At 65.1% G+C, this 15781-nt stretch carries 13 protein-coding genes; 2 read left to right on the top strand and 11 right to left on the bottom strand.

Features of this window, described 5'->3' with window-relative positions; all coding sequences use genetic code 11:
- The first annotated feature begins 358 nt into the window (after positions 1-358).
- Together ACQR1H_RS19215 and ACQR1H_RS19220 are read left to right on the top strand one after the other, a co-directional pair.
- Entirely contained in the window at positions 359-1261 is a 903-nt protein-coding gene (locus ACQR1H_RS19215) for a tyrosine recombinase XerC (RefSeq protein ID WP_434838895.1), read from the top strand.
- 82 nt (positions 1262-1343) lie between these two features.
- On the top strand, positions 1344-1934 hold the full coding sequence (locus tag ACQR1H_RS19220) for a DUF4337 domain-containing protein (protein ID WP_434874218.1): 591 nt from the start codon (positions 1344-1346) through the stop codon (positions 1932-1934).
- A gap of 201 nt (positions 1935-2135) precedes the next feature.
- Here ACQR1H_RS19220 and ACQR1H_RS19225 read toward each other — a convergent pair whose 3' ends face one another.
- From ACQR1H_RS19225 to ACQR1H_RS19275, 11 genes are all read right to left on the bottom strand, one after another.
- The gene (locus tag ACQR1H_RS19225) at positions 2136-2675 is read right to left on the bottom strand and encodes a hypothetical protein (RefSeq protein WP_434908040.1); all 540 of its coding nucleotides are present in this window, start codon (positions 2673-2675) and stop codon (positions 2136-2138) included.
- A gap of 130 nt (positions 2676-2805) precedes the next feature.
- Positions 2806-4209, bottom strand: coding sequence for a dihydrolipoyl dehydrogenase (gene lpdA, locus ACQR1H_RS19230; protein ID WP_434908041.1), 1404 nt, complete (start codon positions 4207-4209; stop codon positions 2806-2808).
- 46 nt (positions 4210-4255) lie between these two features.
- Positions 4256-5002 carry an SDR family oxidoreductase gene (locus ACQR1H_RS19235; RefSeq protein WP_315800699.1) on the bottom strand — a complete coding sequence of 249 codons (747 nt, stop codon included), beginning with the start codon at positions 5000-5002 and terminating at the stop codon, positions 4256-4258.
- Between the two features lie 66 nt (positions 5003-5068).
- Positions 5069-6310: a 2-oxoglutarate dehydrogenase complex dihydrolipoyllysine-residue succinyltransferase gene (gene odhB / locus ACQR1H_RS19240; RefSeq protein ID WP_434908042.1), complete on the bottom strand. Its 1242-nt coding sequence runs from the start codon at positions 6308-6310 to the stop codon at positions 5069-5071.
- Between the two features lie 136 nt (positions 6311-6446).
- Positions 6447-9404 (bottom strand): 2-oxoglutarate dehydrogenase E1 component, encoded by a 2958-nt coding sequence (locus tag ACQR1H_RS19245; RefSeq protein WP_315800701.1) that lies wholly within the window; start codon positions 9402-9404, stop codon positions 6447-6449.
- A 139-nt stretch (positions 9405-9543) separates the two neighbouring features.
- Complete coding sequence (sucD, locus tag ACQR1H_RS19250) at positions 9544-10428, bottom strand: succinate--CoA ligase subunit alpha (RefSeq protein ID WP_172112915.1); 885 nt, start codon at positions 10426-10428, stop codon at positions 9544-9546.
- A gap of 55 nt (positions 10429-10483) precedes the next feature.
- The gene (gene sucC, locus ACQR1H_RS19255; protein WP_434838845.1) at positions 10484-11680 is read right to left on the bottom strand and encodes an ADP-forming succinate--CoA ligase subunit beta; all 1197 of its coding nucleotides are present in this window, start codon (positions 11678-11680) and stop codon (positions 10484-10486) included.
- A gap of 127 nt (positions 11681-11807) precedes the next feature.
- Entirely contained in the window at positions 11808-12776 is a 969-nt protein-coding gene (mdh, locus tag ACQR1H_RS19260; protein WP_315800703.1) for a malate dehydrogenase, read from the bottom strand.
- 227 nt (positions 12777-13003) lie between these two features.
- Positions 13004-14185, bottom strand: coding sequence for a cell division protein ZapE (zapE, locus tag ACQR1H_RS19265; RefSeq protein WP_315800704.1), 1182 nt, complete (start codon positions 14183-14185; stop codon positions 13004-13006).
- Between the two features lie 191 nt (positions 14186-14376).
- Positions 14377-14916, bottom strand: coding sequence for an RNA 2',3'-cyclic phosphodiesterase (gene thpR, locus ACQR1H_RS19270; protein WP_315800705.1), 540 nt, complete (start codon positions 14914-14916; stop codon positions 14377-14379).
- Positions 14917-15121: 205 nt separating this feature from the next.
- Complete coding sequence (locus ACQR1H_RS19275; protein ID WP_315800706.1) at positions 15122-15754, bottom strand: arylesterase; 633 nt, start codon at positions 15752-15754, stop codon at positions 15122-15124.
- Positions 15755-15781: the final 27 nt, after the last annotated feature.

Consider the following 15781-nt stretch of genomic DNA (forward strand, 5'->3'; position numbering starts at 1 on the left):
GCGATATATATAGATGAACCGACGGGTTGAGACCGAGCTTCTCGCCGCGAGCGCCGCTGCGCTCCCTCGCCCCACTCTTGCGGGGAGAGGGCTGGGGTGAGGGGCAGACGCACGGGACGTGTTCGCCGTGAGACCTGTACCCCCTCACCCGGATTGCATCTGACGATGCAATCCGACCTCCCCCCGCAGGCGGGGAGAGGCGCAGACCGCATTCGCGGCGGCCGACAAGCTCGCAGGACCTCGTCCCATCGCTGGGCACGCACGCATGGCAAAGCAGACGCGACCACCTGAAACGGATGCCGACGATGCGCCGGAGTTCTCCGACCTGATCGGCGCCGATGACGGCGTGGTGCGCGCGATGATGCAGTGGCTGGCGCATCTGCGCAGCGAGCGCCGGCTGTCCCCGAAGACGGTCGAGGCCTATGCCCGCGACCTGCGGCAATGCCTGCAATTCCTCTGCACCCATTGGGGTGAGCCGGTGACATTGGCGCGCTTTGCGGTGCTGGAAGCCGCCGACGTCCGGGCCTTCATGGCGATGCGGCGCGCCGACGACATCGCCGGACGCTCCCTGATGCGGACGCTGGCAGGCTTGCGCTCGTTCGGTCGTTTCCTGGAGCGCGAGGGCAAAGGCAAGGTCGGCGCCCTCTCGGGAATCCGCGCGCCAAAGATCGCCAAGAGCCTGCCGAAGCCGCTGCCGATGGACGCCGCCAAGCGCCTCGCCGATGCCGACGAGCGTGCCGGCGAGACCCGCGAGACCTGGGTGCTGGCGCGCGACGCCGCGGTCATGGCGCTGCTGTATGGCTCCGGCCTGCGCATCTCAGAGGCGCTCGGATTGAAACGCCGCGAGGTGCCGCGGCCGGGCGAAGGCGACGTGCTGGTCGTGACCGGCAAGGGCAACAAGACGCGCATGGTGCCGGTGCTGCAGAACGTGCTGCAGCTGATCGACGAGTACGCCAGGCTCTGCCCCTACCCGCTTCCGGGAGCTGGGCCGATGTTCGTCGGCGCCAAGGGCGGTCCGTTGAGCCCGCGCATCATTCAGCTCGCGATGGAGCGGCTGCGCGGCGCGCTCGGCCTGCCCGACAGCGCCACGCCGCACGCGCTGCGCCACTCCTTCGCCACGCACCTGCTGTCGCGCGGCGGCGATCTGCGCGCGATCCAGGAGCTGCTCGGCCACGCCTCGTTGTCGACCACGCAGATCTATACCGGCATCGATTCTGAACGGCTGCTGCAGGTCTACGCGTCGGCGCATCCGCGGCGCTGACACCGTTCCGTCACATCGTTTCCCTTGCGCGACCACCGTGGTTCCGGCAATCGTCTCCCTCGCTTGATCCGGAGGGGAACAGATGAGCGCACATGAGAGCATGGAGCATGCGGAGCACGCCGAGCATGCCTCCGGCGAGAACAAGAAGATCGCGCTGCTGATCGCCGTCATCGCGCTGTTCCTGGCGCTGTCGGAAACGCTCGGCAAGGGCGCGCAGACCGAATCGATCAGCAAGAACGTCGAGGCATCCAACCTCTGGGCCTTCTTCCAGGCCAAGACCGTGCGCCGCACCGTGGTGCAGACCGCGGCCGAGCAGGGCAAGCTGAACCTGCCGGCGCTGCCGGACGAGGCGGCCAAGGCGGCGTTGCAGAAGCAGATCGATGACTGGCAGAAGAATGCCGCGCGCTATCGTTCGGAGCCGGAGACCGGCGAAGGCAGCGAACAATTGGCCGAACGCGCCAAGCATGCCGAGCACGAGCGCGACGAGGCGACGGCGAAATATCACCACTACGAATTGGCGTCAGCCGCTTTCCAGATCGGCATCGTGCTGGCGTCGGCGACGATCATCACGGGAATGATCGTGCTGGCCTGGGCCTCCGGTGGGCTCGCGCTGATCGGGATCGTCATGACGCTGCTCGGCCTGTTTCAGCCGCATCTCTTGCATCTGCATTAGCCACGAAAGCCGTCATTCCGGGGCAAGGCCACAGGCCTTGAACCCGGAATCTCGAGCTTGGCTTGCGTTCATTCTCAACAATCTCGAGATTCCGGGCTCAATCGCCGGCACGCTGCCGCTTTGCGGCCGCACACGGAGGATTGCCCCGGAATGACGCGGGTGGTGAGCAGGCGAATGAAGCCGCCCAATGGCTCTTCTTGATCAGCGCGCCTGCACGCTGCGACGGAAGCGCAGGATCTGGCGAACCACGCGGGCCGACCAGCCGCGGGCATTGCCCCGAAGCAACTCGCCGACGACCTCACGGACACGCTGCTTGATCGGCTCGACGAGGGCCGAGGCTTTGCTGCGCAGCGTGAGCACGGCCTCATACAGCCAGGCGAACCAGCCCATCTGCAGCAGCTTGCTGCGCGTGACGTCGAAGATGAATGCGGTGACACCGACACCGACGATCTTGCCGGACACGATCGTGGCCAGCGCGAGCTTCCACTGATGGTGCATCAGCAGCCACATGCCAAGCAGCTTGAGCGGAAACAACAGCACGACCGGCACGACGAAGACGATCAAGGTCAGCGCCGGAGACAGCGTTTCGATCCGCGCGGCAAGCCAGTGCTTCAAGCTCCGCAGCGGAATCGCGGCGACGATGCGCGCCACGACCGGCTCGAGATGGTCCCACAGCCAGGCCTCGATCAGGAAGATGATCGCAAGCAGAACCCAGAACGGCTGAAGCAGGCGGCGCAGCATCGGACTCCATCTCCGCCGGGCCCCGAGGGTTGAGGCCGCTATGACGATAGGACCTCGCGCCTTGCCGTTCGGTTCAGCGTCATAAGCGGGGCGTTTTGTCGCACCCACCTAAGGCGCCTCCGGGCGTCCATCACATATGGATGGCCCGCTTACCCACCGCAAGCGCGGCTTCCTTGACGGCCTCCGAGCGCGTCGGATGCGCGTGGCAGGTGCGCGCAAGATCCTCGGCAGAGCCACCGAACTCCATCAATACGGCGGCCTCGTGAATTATTTCCCCGGCCTCGCGGCCGATGATATGGGCGCCGAGCACGCGGTCGGTCTTCGCATCGGCGAGGATCTTCACGAAACCGTCAGTGGTCTGGTTGACCTTGGAACGGCCGTTCGCGGTAAACGGAAACTTGCCGACGGTGTAGGCGACGCCGGCCTGCTTCAACTCGTCTTCGGTCTTGCCGACGGAGGCCACTTCGGGCGTGGTGTAGACCACGCCCGGAATGACGTCGTAGTTCACGTGGCCGGCCTGGCCCGCGAGAATCTCCGCGACAGCGACGCCCTCGTCTTCGGCCTTGTGCGCGAGCATCGGGCCCGCGACGACGTCGCCGATGGCGTAGACGCCGGGCACGCTGGTCGCGAAATGATGATCGATCTGGACGCGGCCGCGATTATCGAGGATGACGCCCGCTTCCTGCAGACCGAGTCCCTCGGTGTAGGGCACGCGGCCGATCGCCACCAGCACGACATCGGCTTCGATCTTTTCAGCCGCTCCGCCCGCTGCGGGCTCGATGGTCGCCGACAGCGTCGCGCCCGACGTGTCGACGCCGGTGACCTTGGCGCCGAGCTTGAACGCAAAGCCCTGCTTCTCGAGGATGCGCTGGAACTGCTTGGCAATCTCGCCATCCATGCCGGGCAGGATGCGGTCGAGGAATTCGACCACGGTGACCTTGGCGCCGAGGCGGCGCCACACCGAGCCGAGCTCAAGGCCGATCACGCCGGCGCCGACGACGAGCAGGCTCGACGGCACCTTGTCCAGCGACAGCGCGCCGGTCGAGGACACGATGCGCTTCTCGTCGATCTCGATGCCCTTGAGGCGCGCGATGTCCGAGCCGGTGGCGATGACGATGTTCTTGGTCTCGACGGTCTGCGCAGCACCGTCATTGCCGGTGACCTGCAGCTTGCCGGTGCCGAGGATCTTGCCCTTGCCCACGAGCACGTCGATCTTGTTCTTCTTCATCAGGAACTCGACGCCCTTGACGTTGCCGTCGATGCCCTGCTGCTTGAAGTTCATCATCGCCGGCAGATCGATCTCCGGCGCCGGGACCTTGATGCCCATCTTGGCGAAGGAGTGCCCGGCCTCCTCGAACAATTCAGACGCGTGCAGCAGCGCCTTCGATGGCATGCAGCCGACATTGAGGCAGGTGCCGCCGAGGGTCGCGTTCTTCTCGACCACGGCCACCTTCAAGCCGAGCTGCGCCGCGCGGATGGCGCAGACATAACCACCGGGTCCGGTGCCGATGACGACGAGATCGTAGTTAGCCATGGTCGAATGTTCCGTAAGCTAGCAAGTCAAAGAAAAATGACGGTCGTCAGCGTCCGCCCGACACGTCGAGAATGGCCGAAGTGACATAGGAGGCCTCGTCCGACAGCAGCCAGACGATGGCATTGGCGATTTCCTCCGCGGTGCCGACGCGCTTCATCGGCACCATCGGCGCGAGGCGATGGGCGCGATCGGGCTCGCCGCCGGAGGCGTGAATGTCGGTATCGATCAGGCCGGGGCGAATGGCGGCGACGCGGATGCCCTCGCTCGCGACCTCGTGGGCCAGACCGATGGTGAAGGAATCGATCGCCCCCTTCGAGGCGGCGTAGTCGACATAGGTGTTCGGCGAGCCGAGCTTGGCGGCGACCGACGACAGGTTGATGATGACACCACCCTGGCCGCCATGCCGCGTCGACATCCGCTTCACGGCCTCGCGGGCGCAGAGGATGCTGCCGGTGACGTTGACCGCCATCAGCCGCTCGATGCGCTCCGCGCTCATCTCGTCGACGCGCGAGGTCGGGCCGACGATGCCGGCATTGTTGATGAGCGCGCCGAGCGTGCCGAACTTGTCGGCGGCCTTGAACAGCGCGAGGATGTCGTGCTCGCGGCCGACGTCGCATTTCACCGCGATCGCCTTGCCGTTCTTGGCCTCGATCGCGGCGACCGTGCTCTGCGCTGCCGCCTCGTTCGAGGCGTAGCCGACCACGATCTTGAAGCCGCGCGCCGCCGCGGCAAGGGCAGTGGCGCGGCCGATGCCGCGGCTGCCGCCGGTGATCACTGCAACCCTGTCGGTCATGCTGGCCCCCGTTAGGTCTGAGGCGCGCTGCCAGGCGCGCCTCAATTCGTCAAGTCGTTGTTCGCCTCAGAGATCCAGCACCAGCCGCGCCGGATCTTCCAGGCTCTCCTTGACGCGCACCAGGAAGGTCACGGCTTCCTTGCCGTCAATGACACGATGGTCGTAGGACAGCGCCAGATACATCATCGGCCGGACCTCGATCTTGCCGCCGACCACCACCGGCCGTTCCTGGATCTTGTGCATGCCGAGAATGCCGGACTGCGGCGCGTTCAGGATCGGGGTCGACATCAGCGAGCCGTAGATGCCGCCATTGGTGATCGTGAAGGTGCCGCCCTGCATCTCGTCGATCTTGAGCTGACCGTCGCGGGCGCGGCGGCCGAAATCGGCGATGCCCTTCTCGATGTCGGCGATCGACTTGTGGTCGCAGTCGCGCACGACCGGCACGACCAGTCCCTTGTCGGTGCCGACGGCGACGCCGATGTGGTAGTAGTTCTTGTAGATGAGATCGCTGCCGTCGATCTCGGCGTTCACGGCCGGGATGTCCTTCAGCGCCTGCACGACGGCCTTGGTGAAGAAGCCCATGAAGCCGAGCTTCGAGCCGTGCTTCTTCTCGAACACATCCTTGTACTGACTGCGCAGCGCCATGACGTTGGTCATGTCGACCTCGTTGAAGGTCGTCAGCATCGCTGCGGTGTTCTGCACGTCCTTGAGGCGGCGCGCGATGGTCTGGCGCAGCCGGGTCATCTTCACGCGCTCCTCGCGCGCGGCGTCATCCGCCGGCGACGGCGCACGCACTTGCACGGAAGCCGCCGGCTGATTGACCGGGGTCGGGGCGGAGGCCGCGCGCTCGATCGCCGCCAGCATGTCGCCCTTGGTGACGCGGCCATCCTTGCCAGAGCCCGGCACGGTGGTGGCATCGACGCCGCTCTCGGCGGAGAGCTTGCGCACCGACGGGGCCTGCGGCGTATCGGCGGGCAGCGCCTTGGCCGGCGCTGTAGCGGCAGCAGGGGCAGCCGCGGCGGGCTTCGCCGGAGCCGCGGCGGGAGCAGCAGCGGCCGACTTCGCGGCGGCCGCGCCATCGGTGATCTGGCCGAGCAGCGCGCCAACGGCGACGGTCTCGCCATCCTTGGCGATGATCTCACCCAAGGTGCCGGCCGACGGCGCGGGCACCTCGATCGTCACCTTGTCGGTCTCGAGCTCGACGAGGGGCTCGTCGACCGCCACGGCGTCGCCGGCCTTCTTGAACCAGCGGCCGATGGTGGCTTCGGTGACGGATTCACCCAGCGTCGGAACGCGAATTTCAGTCATGGTCTTTGTCCTCAATAACCCGTGCGGTCATAAAGCCTGTCCGCCATCGCCTTGCGGCGAGCAAGCGATGCGGGACGGACGATCAACGCGATGTACTTGCGCCCCGCAGGTTGCGGGGCGCGTCAAAAAGGCAGGTTCAGTTCAAGGCTTCGTCGAGCAGCGCCTTCAGCTGGGCGAGATGCTTCGACATCAGGCCCGTCGCGGTCGCTGCAGAGGCGGCACGGCCGGCATAGCGCGGACGCTTGCTCTTGCCGCCGGTCTGGTTCATCACCCATTCCAGATAGGGCTCGATGAAGTGCCAGGCGCCCATGTTGCGCGGCTCTTCCTGGCACCACACCACTTCGGCGTTCTTGAAGCGGCCGAGCTCGGCGACCAGCGCCTTGAGCGGCACCGGATAGAGCTGCTCGACCCGCATCAGGTAGACGTCGTTCAGCCCGCGCTTCTCGCGCTCGTCATAGAGGTCGTAATAGACCTTGCCCGAGCACAGCACGATGCGGCGGATCTGCTCGTCCGGCACCAGCCTGGTCTTGTCGTCCGCCTGCATCTGCGCGTCATCGTACAGGATGCGGTGGAACGTCGTGCCCTTGGCGAGCTCCTCGAGCCGCGACACCGCGCGCTTGTGGCGCAGCAGCGATTTCGGCGTCATTACGATCAGCGGCTTGCGGATCTCGCGATGCAACTGTCGCCGCAGCACGTGGAAGTAGTTCGCCGGCGTAGTCGGATAGACCACCTGCATGTTGTCCTCGGCGCACATCTGCAGATAGCGCTCGAGGCGTGCCGACGAATGCTCGGGGCCCTGGCCCTCGTAGCCGTGCGGCAGCAGGCAGACCAAGCCGGACATGCGCAACCATTTACGCTCACCCGACGAGATGAACTGGTCGAACAACACCTGGGCGCCGTTGGCGAAGTCGCCGAACTGTGCCTCCCAGAGGGTCAGCGCGGTCGGCTCTGCGAGCGAGTAGCCGTATTCGAAGCCGAGCACGGCTTCTTCCGAGAGCAGCGAGTTGATGACCTCGAAGTGGCCCTGCTCCGGCGCCAGATGGTTGAACGGCGTGTAGCGGCTCTCGTCCTCCTGGTCGATCAGCACCGAATGGCGCTGCGAGAAGGTGCCGCGCTCGCTATCCTGACCGGAGAGACGAACCTTGTGGCCTTCGAGCAGCAGCGAGCAGTACGCCAGCGCTTCGCCGGTCGCCCAGTCGAGCCCGATGCCGCTGTCGATCGCCTTGGCGCGGTTCTCGAGGAAGCGCTGGATCGTCCGGTGCACGCGGAAGCCGTCCGGCACCTTGGTGATCTTGCGGCCGATCTCCTTGAGGCGGTCGATCTCGACGCCGGTAACGCCGCGGCGCGCCTCCTCCTCCTGGTCGGCGGATTTGAAGCCTGCCCACTTGCCGTCGAGCCAGTCGGCCTTGTTCGGGCGATAGGACGTACCGGCCTCGAACTCGGCGTCGAGACGGGCGCGCCAGTCGGCCTTGGCCTTCTCGACCTCGCCCTCGGTCATGACGCCTTCGGCGACCAGGCGCTTGGAGTAGATCTCCAGGGTCGACGCATGGGCGCCGATCTTCTTGTACATCACCGGCTGGGTGAAGGCCGGCTCGTCGCCTTCGTTGTGGCCATGCCTGCGGTAGCAGAACATGTCGATCACGACCGGCTTGTGGAATTTCTGCCGGAACTCGATCGCGACCTTGGCCGCGAACACCACGGCTTCCGGATCGTCGCCGTTCACGTGGAAGATCGGCGCATCGATCATCTTGGCGACGTCGGACGGATAGGGCGACGACCGCGAATAGCGCGGATAGGTCGTGAAACCGATCTGGTTGTTGACGATGAAATGAATCGAGCCACCGGTCCGGTAGCCTTTCAGGTCGGACAGCGCGAAGCACTCCGCCACGACGCCTTGGCCGGCGAACGCAGCGTCGCCATGCATCAAGAGCGGCAGCACCGAGATGCGCATGTCCGGCGGATCGCCATGCTGGTCCTGCTTGGCGCGGACCTTGCCGAGCACCACGGGATCGACGATCTCCAGATGCGACGGATTGGCAGTCAGCGACAGATGGATGCGGTTGCCGTCGAACTCGCGGTCCGAGGAGGCGCCGAGGTGGTACTTGACGTCGCCGGAGCCTTCGACCGCGTCGGGATTGGCCGAGCCGCCCTTGAACTCGTGAAACAGCGCGCGGTGCGGCTTGCCCATCACCTGGGTCAGCACGTTGAGGCGGCCGCGATGCGGCATGCCCAGCACGATCTCCTTCACGCCGAGATTGCCGCCGCGCTTGATGATCTGCTCCAGCGCCGGAATCAGCGACTCGCCGCCGTCGAGGCCGAAGCGCTTGGTACCGGTGAACTTGACGTCGCAGAACTTCTCGAAGCCCTCGGCCTCGATCAGCTTGGTCAGGATGGCGCGACGGCCCTCGCGGGTGAACGAGATTTCCTTGTCCGGTCCCTCGATGCGCTCCTGAATCCAGGCCTTCTGCGCGGCGTTCGTGATGTGCATGAACTCGACGCCGAGCGTCTGGCAGTAGGTGCGCTCGCAGATCGCGACGATCTCACGCAGGCTGCCGTATTCGAGGCCGAGCACGTGATCGAGGAAGATCTTGCGGTCGTAGTCGGCCTCGGTGAAGCCGTAGGAGCGCGGATCGAGTTCCTCACGGTTGCGCGGCGCCTCGATGCCGAGGGGATCGAGCTTGGCGTGGAAGTGGCCGCGCATGCGGTAGGCGCGGATCAGCATCAACGCGCGGACAGAGTCGCGGGTGGCCTGATTGACGTCGGCCACCGACAGTTCGACGCCCTTCGTCTGGGCCTTGGCGGCGATCTTCTCGCCGACCTTCTTCTCGACGACGGCCCAGTTGCCGTCCAGCGCCGAGGTCAATTCGTCGCGGGGGGAGACCGGCCAGTTGCTGCGCGCCCAGGAGGGGCCCGACGCATTCTTCTGCACGTCGGCCGGCGCGTCCTTCAGGCTCTTGAAGAACTCCTGCCACTCCGGGTCGACCGAAGCGGGGTCCTTCTCGTAGCGGGCGTAGATCTCATCGATGTAGGTGGCATTGGTGCCCTGCAGAAAAGACGACAGGGCGAAGGCGGCGTTCGCATCTTGGCGAGACATGGTGGCGTCCTGGTAATTTCGATGCGCCCAATCAAAACGGCGCAATGCCTGATCCGCGGGGGACGCGGATCAGGCTCGGGTTAGGACCGTTTACCTTATTTATTGTAAATATTCGCGCCGAAAAGCACTAAGTCCTGAATCAGGATTTCAACTTTTCGACAAGCGTCTTGCCAAGCCGCGCCGGAGACGGAGAGACTGTAATACCAGCAGCTTCCATCGCAGCGGTCTTCGAGCCGGCATCGCCCTTGCCGCCCGAGATGATCGCGCCGGCATGGCCCATACGGCGGCCGGGAGGGGCGGTGACGCCGGCGATGAATCCGACCATCGGTTTCTTGCGGCCGCGCTTCGCCTCGTCCTTGATGAACTGTGCCGCGTCCTCCTCGGCCGAGCCGCCGATCTCACCGATCATGATGATCGAGGTCGTCTTGGGGTCGGCCAGGAACATCTCGAGCATGTCGATGAACTCGGTGCCCTTGACCGGGTCGCCGCCGATGCCGACCGCCGTGGTCTGGCCCAGGCCCTCGGACGTCGTCTGGAACACCGCTTCATAGGTCAGCGTGCCCGAGCGCGACACGATGCCGACCGAGCCGGGCTTGAAGATGTTGGCCGGCATGATGCCGATCTTGCACTCGCCGGCGGTCATGACGCCCGGGCAGTTCGGCCCGATCAGGCGCGACTTGGATCCCACAAGCGAGCGTTTGACCCGGACCATGTCGAGCACCGGGATGCCCTCGGTGATGCAGACGATCAGCGGGACCTCGGCGTCGATCGCCTCGCAGATCGCGTCGGCCGCGCCCGGCGGCGGCACGTAGATCACGGATGCATCGGCGCCGGTGGCCTCGCGGGCCTCCTTGACGGTGTCGAAGACCGGCAGGCCGAGATGGGTCGAGCCGCCTTTGCCCGGCGAGGTGCCGCCGACCATCTTGGTGCCGTAAGCGATCGCCGCCTCGGAGTGGAAGGTGCCGTTCTTGCCGGTGAAGCCCTGGCAAATGACCTTGGTGTTCTTGTCGATGAGGATGGACATCGTGCTTTCTCTAAAAGCGTTGCGGTGAGGAATGAGCGAGCGCCTGAAACGGCGCTCAGCCTCCCTTGACGGCCTTGACGATCTTCTGCGCGGCGTCGTCGAGATTGTCGGCGGGCAGCACGTTCAGACCGGACTCGCTGATGATCTTCTTGCCGAGATCGACATTGGTGCCCTCGAGGCGCACCACCAGCGGCACCTTCAGGCCCACTTCCTTGACCGCGGCCACGACGCCCTCGGCGATGACATCGCACTTCATGATGCCGCCGAAGATGTTGACCAGGATGCCCTTCACGTTCGGGTCGGCGGTGATGATCTTGAAGGCAGCCGCGACCTTCTCCTTGCTGGCGCCGCCGCCGACGTCGAGGAAGTTGGCGGGCTCCATGCCGTAGAGCTTGATGATGTCCATCGTCGCCATGGCGAGGCCGGCGCCGTTGACCATGCAGCCGATGGTGCCGTCGAGCGCGACGTAGTTGAGGTCGTACTTCGACGCCTCGATCTCCTTGGCGTCCTCCTCGGTCTCGTCGCGCAGCGCGACGACTTCCGGGTGCTTGAACAGCGCATTGGAGTCGAACGAGACCTTCGCGTCCAGGACGCGCAGCTGGCCCTGCTTGGTGACGACCAGCGGGTTGATCTCGAGCATCGCCATGTCCTTGGCGACGAAGGCGTTGTAGAGCTGGGTGGTCAGCTTCTCGGCCTGCTTGGCGAGGTCGCCGGAGAGCTTCAGCGCCTTGGCGACGGCGCGGCCGTGATGGCCCATGACGCCAGTGGCCGGATCGACCGAGAAGGTGATGATCTTCTCAGGCGTGCTGTGGGCGACGTCCTCGATGTTGACGCCACCTTCGGTCGACACCACGAAGGCGACCCTCGAGGTCTCCCGGTCGACCAGCAGCGACAGATAGAATTCCTTGTCGATGTCCGAGCCGTCCTCGATGTAGAGGCGGTTGACCTGCTTGCCGTCCGGACCGGTCTGCACGGTCACCAGCGTGGCGCCCAGCATTTGCTTGGCGAACTCGTTGACCTCCTGGATCGACTTGGCGAGGCGGACGCCGCCCTTGTCGCCGGCCGAGGCCTCCTTGAACTTGCCCTTGCCGCGGCCGCCGGCGTGGATCTGGCTCTTCACGACCCAGACCGGGCCACCGAGCGTCTTCGCCGCCGCATCCGCGTCCTCCGGACGGAGAACCGGCACGCCCTTCGAAATCGGCACGCCGAACTCGTGCAGCAGTGCCTTGGCCTGATATTCGTGAATGTTCATAAGCGCTTGCTCCCCGAACCCGCGATGGGGTGACGACCAGAATTGTTGTTAGGATGTCTGGTATACCATATACCAAACATCCTGCAACTCGATGTGGGCGAGACTACGCCCCGTGAATGACCCCTGATCAGCGGCCGAGCAGGTCGGGCGCGATCTTCTTGCAGGCGTCGACCAGGCCCTGGACGGCGGCGACCGACTTGTCGAACGCCTCGCGGTCCTTCCCGGCCAGCTCGATCTCGACGATGCGCTCGACACCCTTGGAGCCGATCACGACGGGCACGCCGACATACATGTCCTTGACGCCGAACTCGCCGTTGAGATGCGCCGCGCAGGGCAGCACGCGCTTCTTGTCGCGCAGATAGCTCTCGGCCATCGCGATCGCCGAGGCCGCCGGGGCGTAGTAGGCCGAGCCGGTCTTGAGCAGGTTGACGATCTCGGCGCCGCCATTGCGGGTGCGGTCGACGATCTCGTCGATGCGGGCCTGCGAGGTCCAGCCCATCTTGACGAGATCCGGCAGCGGAATGCCGGCGACGGTCGAGTACTTGGTCAGCGGCACCATGGTGTCGCCATGGCCGCCGAGCACGAAGGCAGTGACGTCCTCGACCGAGACGTTGAACTCATCAGCCAGGAAGTAGCGGAAGCGCGCGGAGTCGAGCACGCCGGCCATGCCGACGACCTTCTTCGCCGGAAGGTTCGAGGCCTTCTGCAGCGCCCAGACCATCGCGTCGAGCGGGTTGGTGATGCAGATGACGAACGCATCGGGGGCGTACTTCTTGATGCCGGCGCCGACCTGCTCCATCACCTTCAGGTTGATCGACAGCAGATCATCGCGGCTCATGCCCGGCTTGCGCGGCACGCCGGCGGTGACGATGCACACCTTGGCGTTGTCGAGCGCCTCGTAAGAGTTGGCGCCGGTGAAGTGCGCGTCGAAGCCATCGACCGGCGAGGACTGCGCGATGTCGAGCGCCTTGCCCTGCGGAACGCCTTCGGCAATGTCGAACATCACGACGTCGCCGAGCTCCTTGAGGCCGACGAGGTGAGCCAGCGTTCCGCCGATCTGACCGGAGCCAATCAAAGCAATCTTGTCGCGCGCCATGGCAAATTTTCCTTTGAACCCGAAGGGGTGAGGGAGGTTGAAAAGTCGAGTGGGTGGTTATCCCTTTCGCCCGGGCCGTTCAAGTCACGCTATGGCCAATTGGCGGGCGTGCCTTGATTTCGATCAGGACCGGGCGACGGCTGCTGATGATCCTTTCAGCATGATTGGCGTGGCCTTTTCGCGGCTGTGTGCCCGGCGGCAGGCGCTCGCCAAAACTCCGGTATTTGTCAGGTTTCGACCAACCCCGTGGAAGTCCCGGATGCCGCCGAGTCCTTCCGCCCGTGCGGCAGGGCCAGGTAGGAGTCCGAGCCCATCTCGATCAGGCGCGAGGTGGTCCGCTTGAACTCCATGGCCTCGATGCCCTCGGTCGCGACGTAGAGCGAAATCGGGTCGGCTTCGGCGGACGCGATCAGCTTCACGGCGTTGTCGTAGAGCGTATCGATCAGGGTGATGAACCGCTTGGCGGCATTGCGCTCGGCCAGATCCATGACCGGAACGTGATCGATCAGGATCGTATGATAGTCGTGCGCGAGCCGCAGATAGTCCGAGGCTGCCAGCGGCTTCTCGCAGAGATCGGTAAAACCGAAGCGGGCGACGCCGTTGGCGGAGCACGGGACATGCAGGATACGCCCCTTGATCGTCATGTCGCGCGGCTTGCACTTGGCATGCCCCGTGAGCCGCGCCCAGGCCTTGTCGAGCGCCGCTCGCGCGTCGACATCGGCCGGCACCAGCCACATCTTCACGCCGGCCAGCTTCTCCAGCCGGAAATCGGTGCGCGCATCCAGCCGCATCACGTCCATATGGTCGGCGATCTGCTTGATGAAGGGCAGGAACAGCGCGCGGTTGAGGCCGCCTTTGTAGAGGTCTTCGGGCGCGACGTTCGAGGTCGCCACCACCACGGTGCCGAGCTCGAACAGCCTGGCGAACAGACGTCCCAGGATCATCGCGTCGGCGATGTCGGTGACATGGAATTCGTCGAAGCAGAGCAGCCAGGCCTGATCGAAGATCGCCTGTGCCGTGAGCCCGATCACGTCGGCATCGGCGAGCTCGCCGCGCGCGATGTTCTGGCGGTAGCCGTAGATGCGCTCGTGCACCTCGGCCATGAATTCGTGAAAATGGGCGCGGCGCTTGTGCTCGACGGGACAGCTCTGGAAGAACAGGTCCATCAGCATGGTCTTGCCGCGCCCGACCTCGCCGTGGACATAGAGGCCGTTCGGCGGCTCGCTCTTGTCGGCAAAAAGGCGGCCGAACAAGCCTTGCTTGCGCGTCGGCTTGTAGGTCGAGAGGCGGCGCTCCAGCGCCGCCAGGGCGTCGGCGACCTCGGCCTGGGCGAGGTCGGCCTCGATCGCACCGGTATCGACCAAAGACTGATATTGCGCGCGGAACGCGTCTGACGGAGTGGACAGCATGAGCCCACTCTAGGTCACGAGACTTACGGAAAATGCAATCCGCAAATGGTGGAAGCCGCCATGCGTCGGAGCCGTGAGGTCGTGGTATATGGCACGCAAACGCCGCCGTGACCGTTAGTCCGGGGCTAACGACGTTAGTCTTCGCTCCCGGCCTCAGCGAGCGGCTGGCTTGAACGACCGCGCTCCAGACCTCACCCCGGGGAAAGGTCGTAGGCGTCCTCGACCACGTAGGGGCCACCGCCGGTCGAGGCGCGCGACGAGAACAGCACGAAGCGCTCGGCCGTGAACACGCGGCTCGGGAAATAGCCGCGGACGGAGAGATAGTCGGCGACGTCCTGGCTCGACGCATCGTGCAGCCGCGCCAGCGTGACGTGGGGCACGAATTTACGACCTTCCGGATCGAGCCCGATCCGCTGCATGAGCCGCTCGAGCTCGGCCTGCAGCTCGATCAGGGGGCGGCTCGGCGCGACGTTGGCAACGACGGCGCGCGGCTTGCGGCCGCCGAAGCTGGAGAGACCCTGCACCGTCACTTCGAACGGCTTGCGGTTCACCCGCCACAGCATCGAGGCGATCTCGTTGGCGGAGGCGCCGTCGATGTCACCTATGAAGCGCAACGTCACATGGTAATTTTCGGGATCGATCCAGCGGGCGCCGGGGAGGCCACCCCGCAAACCGGAAAGCGTGTGGCCAACCTCGGCCGGGATTTCCAGTCCAGTAAACAGACGCGGCATCGTTTCAGGACTCCCGATGCTGGAGGCTGATCTCGAAAATTGACGAGATCATGCCTTCGAGAAATGATCGACGACGAATCGCCAATGCATCATTCCTACCGAATTTATATGACTCCGCGACGGAAGGCGGGTTAACGCCGGTAAAAGCTGCGGAAAACCCGGCCCTTAAGGTTATCGCAAATGATCGACGCGGCGCTTCGTTCCGTCATTGCCCACGAAGTGGACGCAGGAATGCTTCCGCCGTAGGCAACATCCGGGACACGATGATGTCGACGCCGGCTGCGGTGGGGTGGATGCCGTCGGCCTGGTTCAGCTTGGGGTCGGCGGCGACACCGTCGAGAAAGAACGGATACAGCGGGACGCCGAATTCCTTGGCCAGATCGGGATAGATCGCGTTGAATTTCGCGGCATAGTCGCTGCCGTAGTTCGGCGGCGCCAGCATGCCGCACAGCATGACGGCGATGCCCCGCGCCTTCAGCCGGGTCACGATCTCGGTCAAGGCCTTGCGCGTCACCGCGGGATCGATGCCGCGCAGCGCATCGTTGGCGCCGAGCTCGACGATGACGGCCTCGGTCCCGTCAGGCACCGACCAGTCGAGCCGATCGCGGCCGCCGGACGAAGTATCCCCGGATACGCCGGCATTGGTGAGGTCGATCGGCAGGCCCTGGGCCTGCAACGCCTTCTGCAGCTTGGCTGGAAACGCATCCGAGGCGGACAGGCCAAGACCCGCGCTCAAGGAATCGCCGAGCACGACCAGCTTGATCGGCTTGACGTCGTCAGCGCCCGCAAACGCGGGCCCGACTGTCATCAAGGCGAGCATCAACACGAGTATGTGCACGAAGATATGTCCGCGCCTCTCGACCCG

This window comes from Bradyrhizobium sp. HKCCYLRH2015 (genome assembly GCF_051168215.1).
Lineage (GTDB): Bacteria > Pseudomonadota > Alphaproteobacteria > Rhizobiales > Xanthobacteraceae > Bradyrhizobium.

What these genes read in the sequence shown, in the direction of transcription:
- thpR (WP_315800705.1), bottom strand. Translation starts at nt 14,916, where the DNA reads ATGCCGCGTCTGTTTACTGGACTGGAAATCCCGGCCGAGGTTGGCCAC.
- odhB (WP_434908042.1), bottom strand. Translation starts at nt 6,310, where the DNA reads ATGACTGAAATTCGCGTTCCGACGCTGGGTGAATCCGTCACCGAAGCC.
- lpdA (WP_434908041.1), bottom strand. Translation starts at nt 4,209, where the DNA reads ATGGCTAACTACGATCTCGTCGTCATCGGCACCGGACCCGGTGGTTAT.
- ACQR1H_RS19215 (WP_434838895.1), top strand. Translation starts at nt 359, where the DNA reads ATGATGCAGTGGCTGGCGCATCTGCGCAGCGAGCGCCGGCTGTCCCCG.
- zapE (WP_315800704.1), bottom strand. Translation starts at nt 14,185, where the DNA reads ATGCTGTCCACTCCGTCAGACGCGTTCCGCGCGCAATATCAGTCTTTG.
- ACQR1H_RS19220 (WP_434874218.1), top strand. Translation starts at nt 1,344, where the DNA reads ATGAGCGCACATGAGAGCATGGAGCATGCGGAGCACGCCGAGCATGCC.
- ACQR1H_RS19225 (WP_434908040.1), bottom strand. Translation starts at nt 2,675, where the DNA reads ATGCTGCGCCGCCTGCTTCAGCCGTTCTGGGTTCTGCTTGCGATCATC.
- sucC (WP_434838845.1), bottom strand. Translation starts at nt 11,680, where the DNA reads ATGAACATTCACGAATATCAGGCCAAGGCACTGCTGCACGAGTTCGGC.
- sucD (WP_172112915.1), bottom strand. Translation starts at nt 10,428, where the DNA reads ATGTCCATCCTCATCGACAAGAACACCAAGGTCATTTGCCAGGGCTTC.
- ACQR1H_RS19235 (WP_315800699.1), bottom strand. Translation starts at nt 5,002, where the DNA reads ATGACCGACAGGGTTGCAGTGATCACCGGCGGCAGCCGCGGCATCGGC.
- ACQR1H_RS19245 (WP_315800701.1), bottom strand. Translation starts at nt 9,404, where the DNA reads ATGTCTCGCCAAGATGCGAACGCCGCCTTCGCCCTGTCGTCTTTTCTG.
- mdh (WP_315800703.1), bottom strand. Translation starts at nt 12,776, where the DNA reads ATGGCGCGCGACAAGATTGCTTTGATTGGCTCCGGTCAGATCGGCGGA.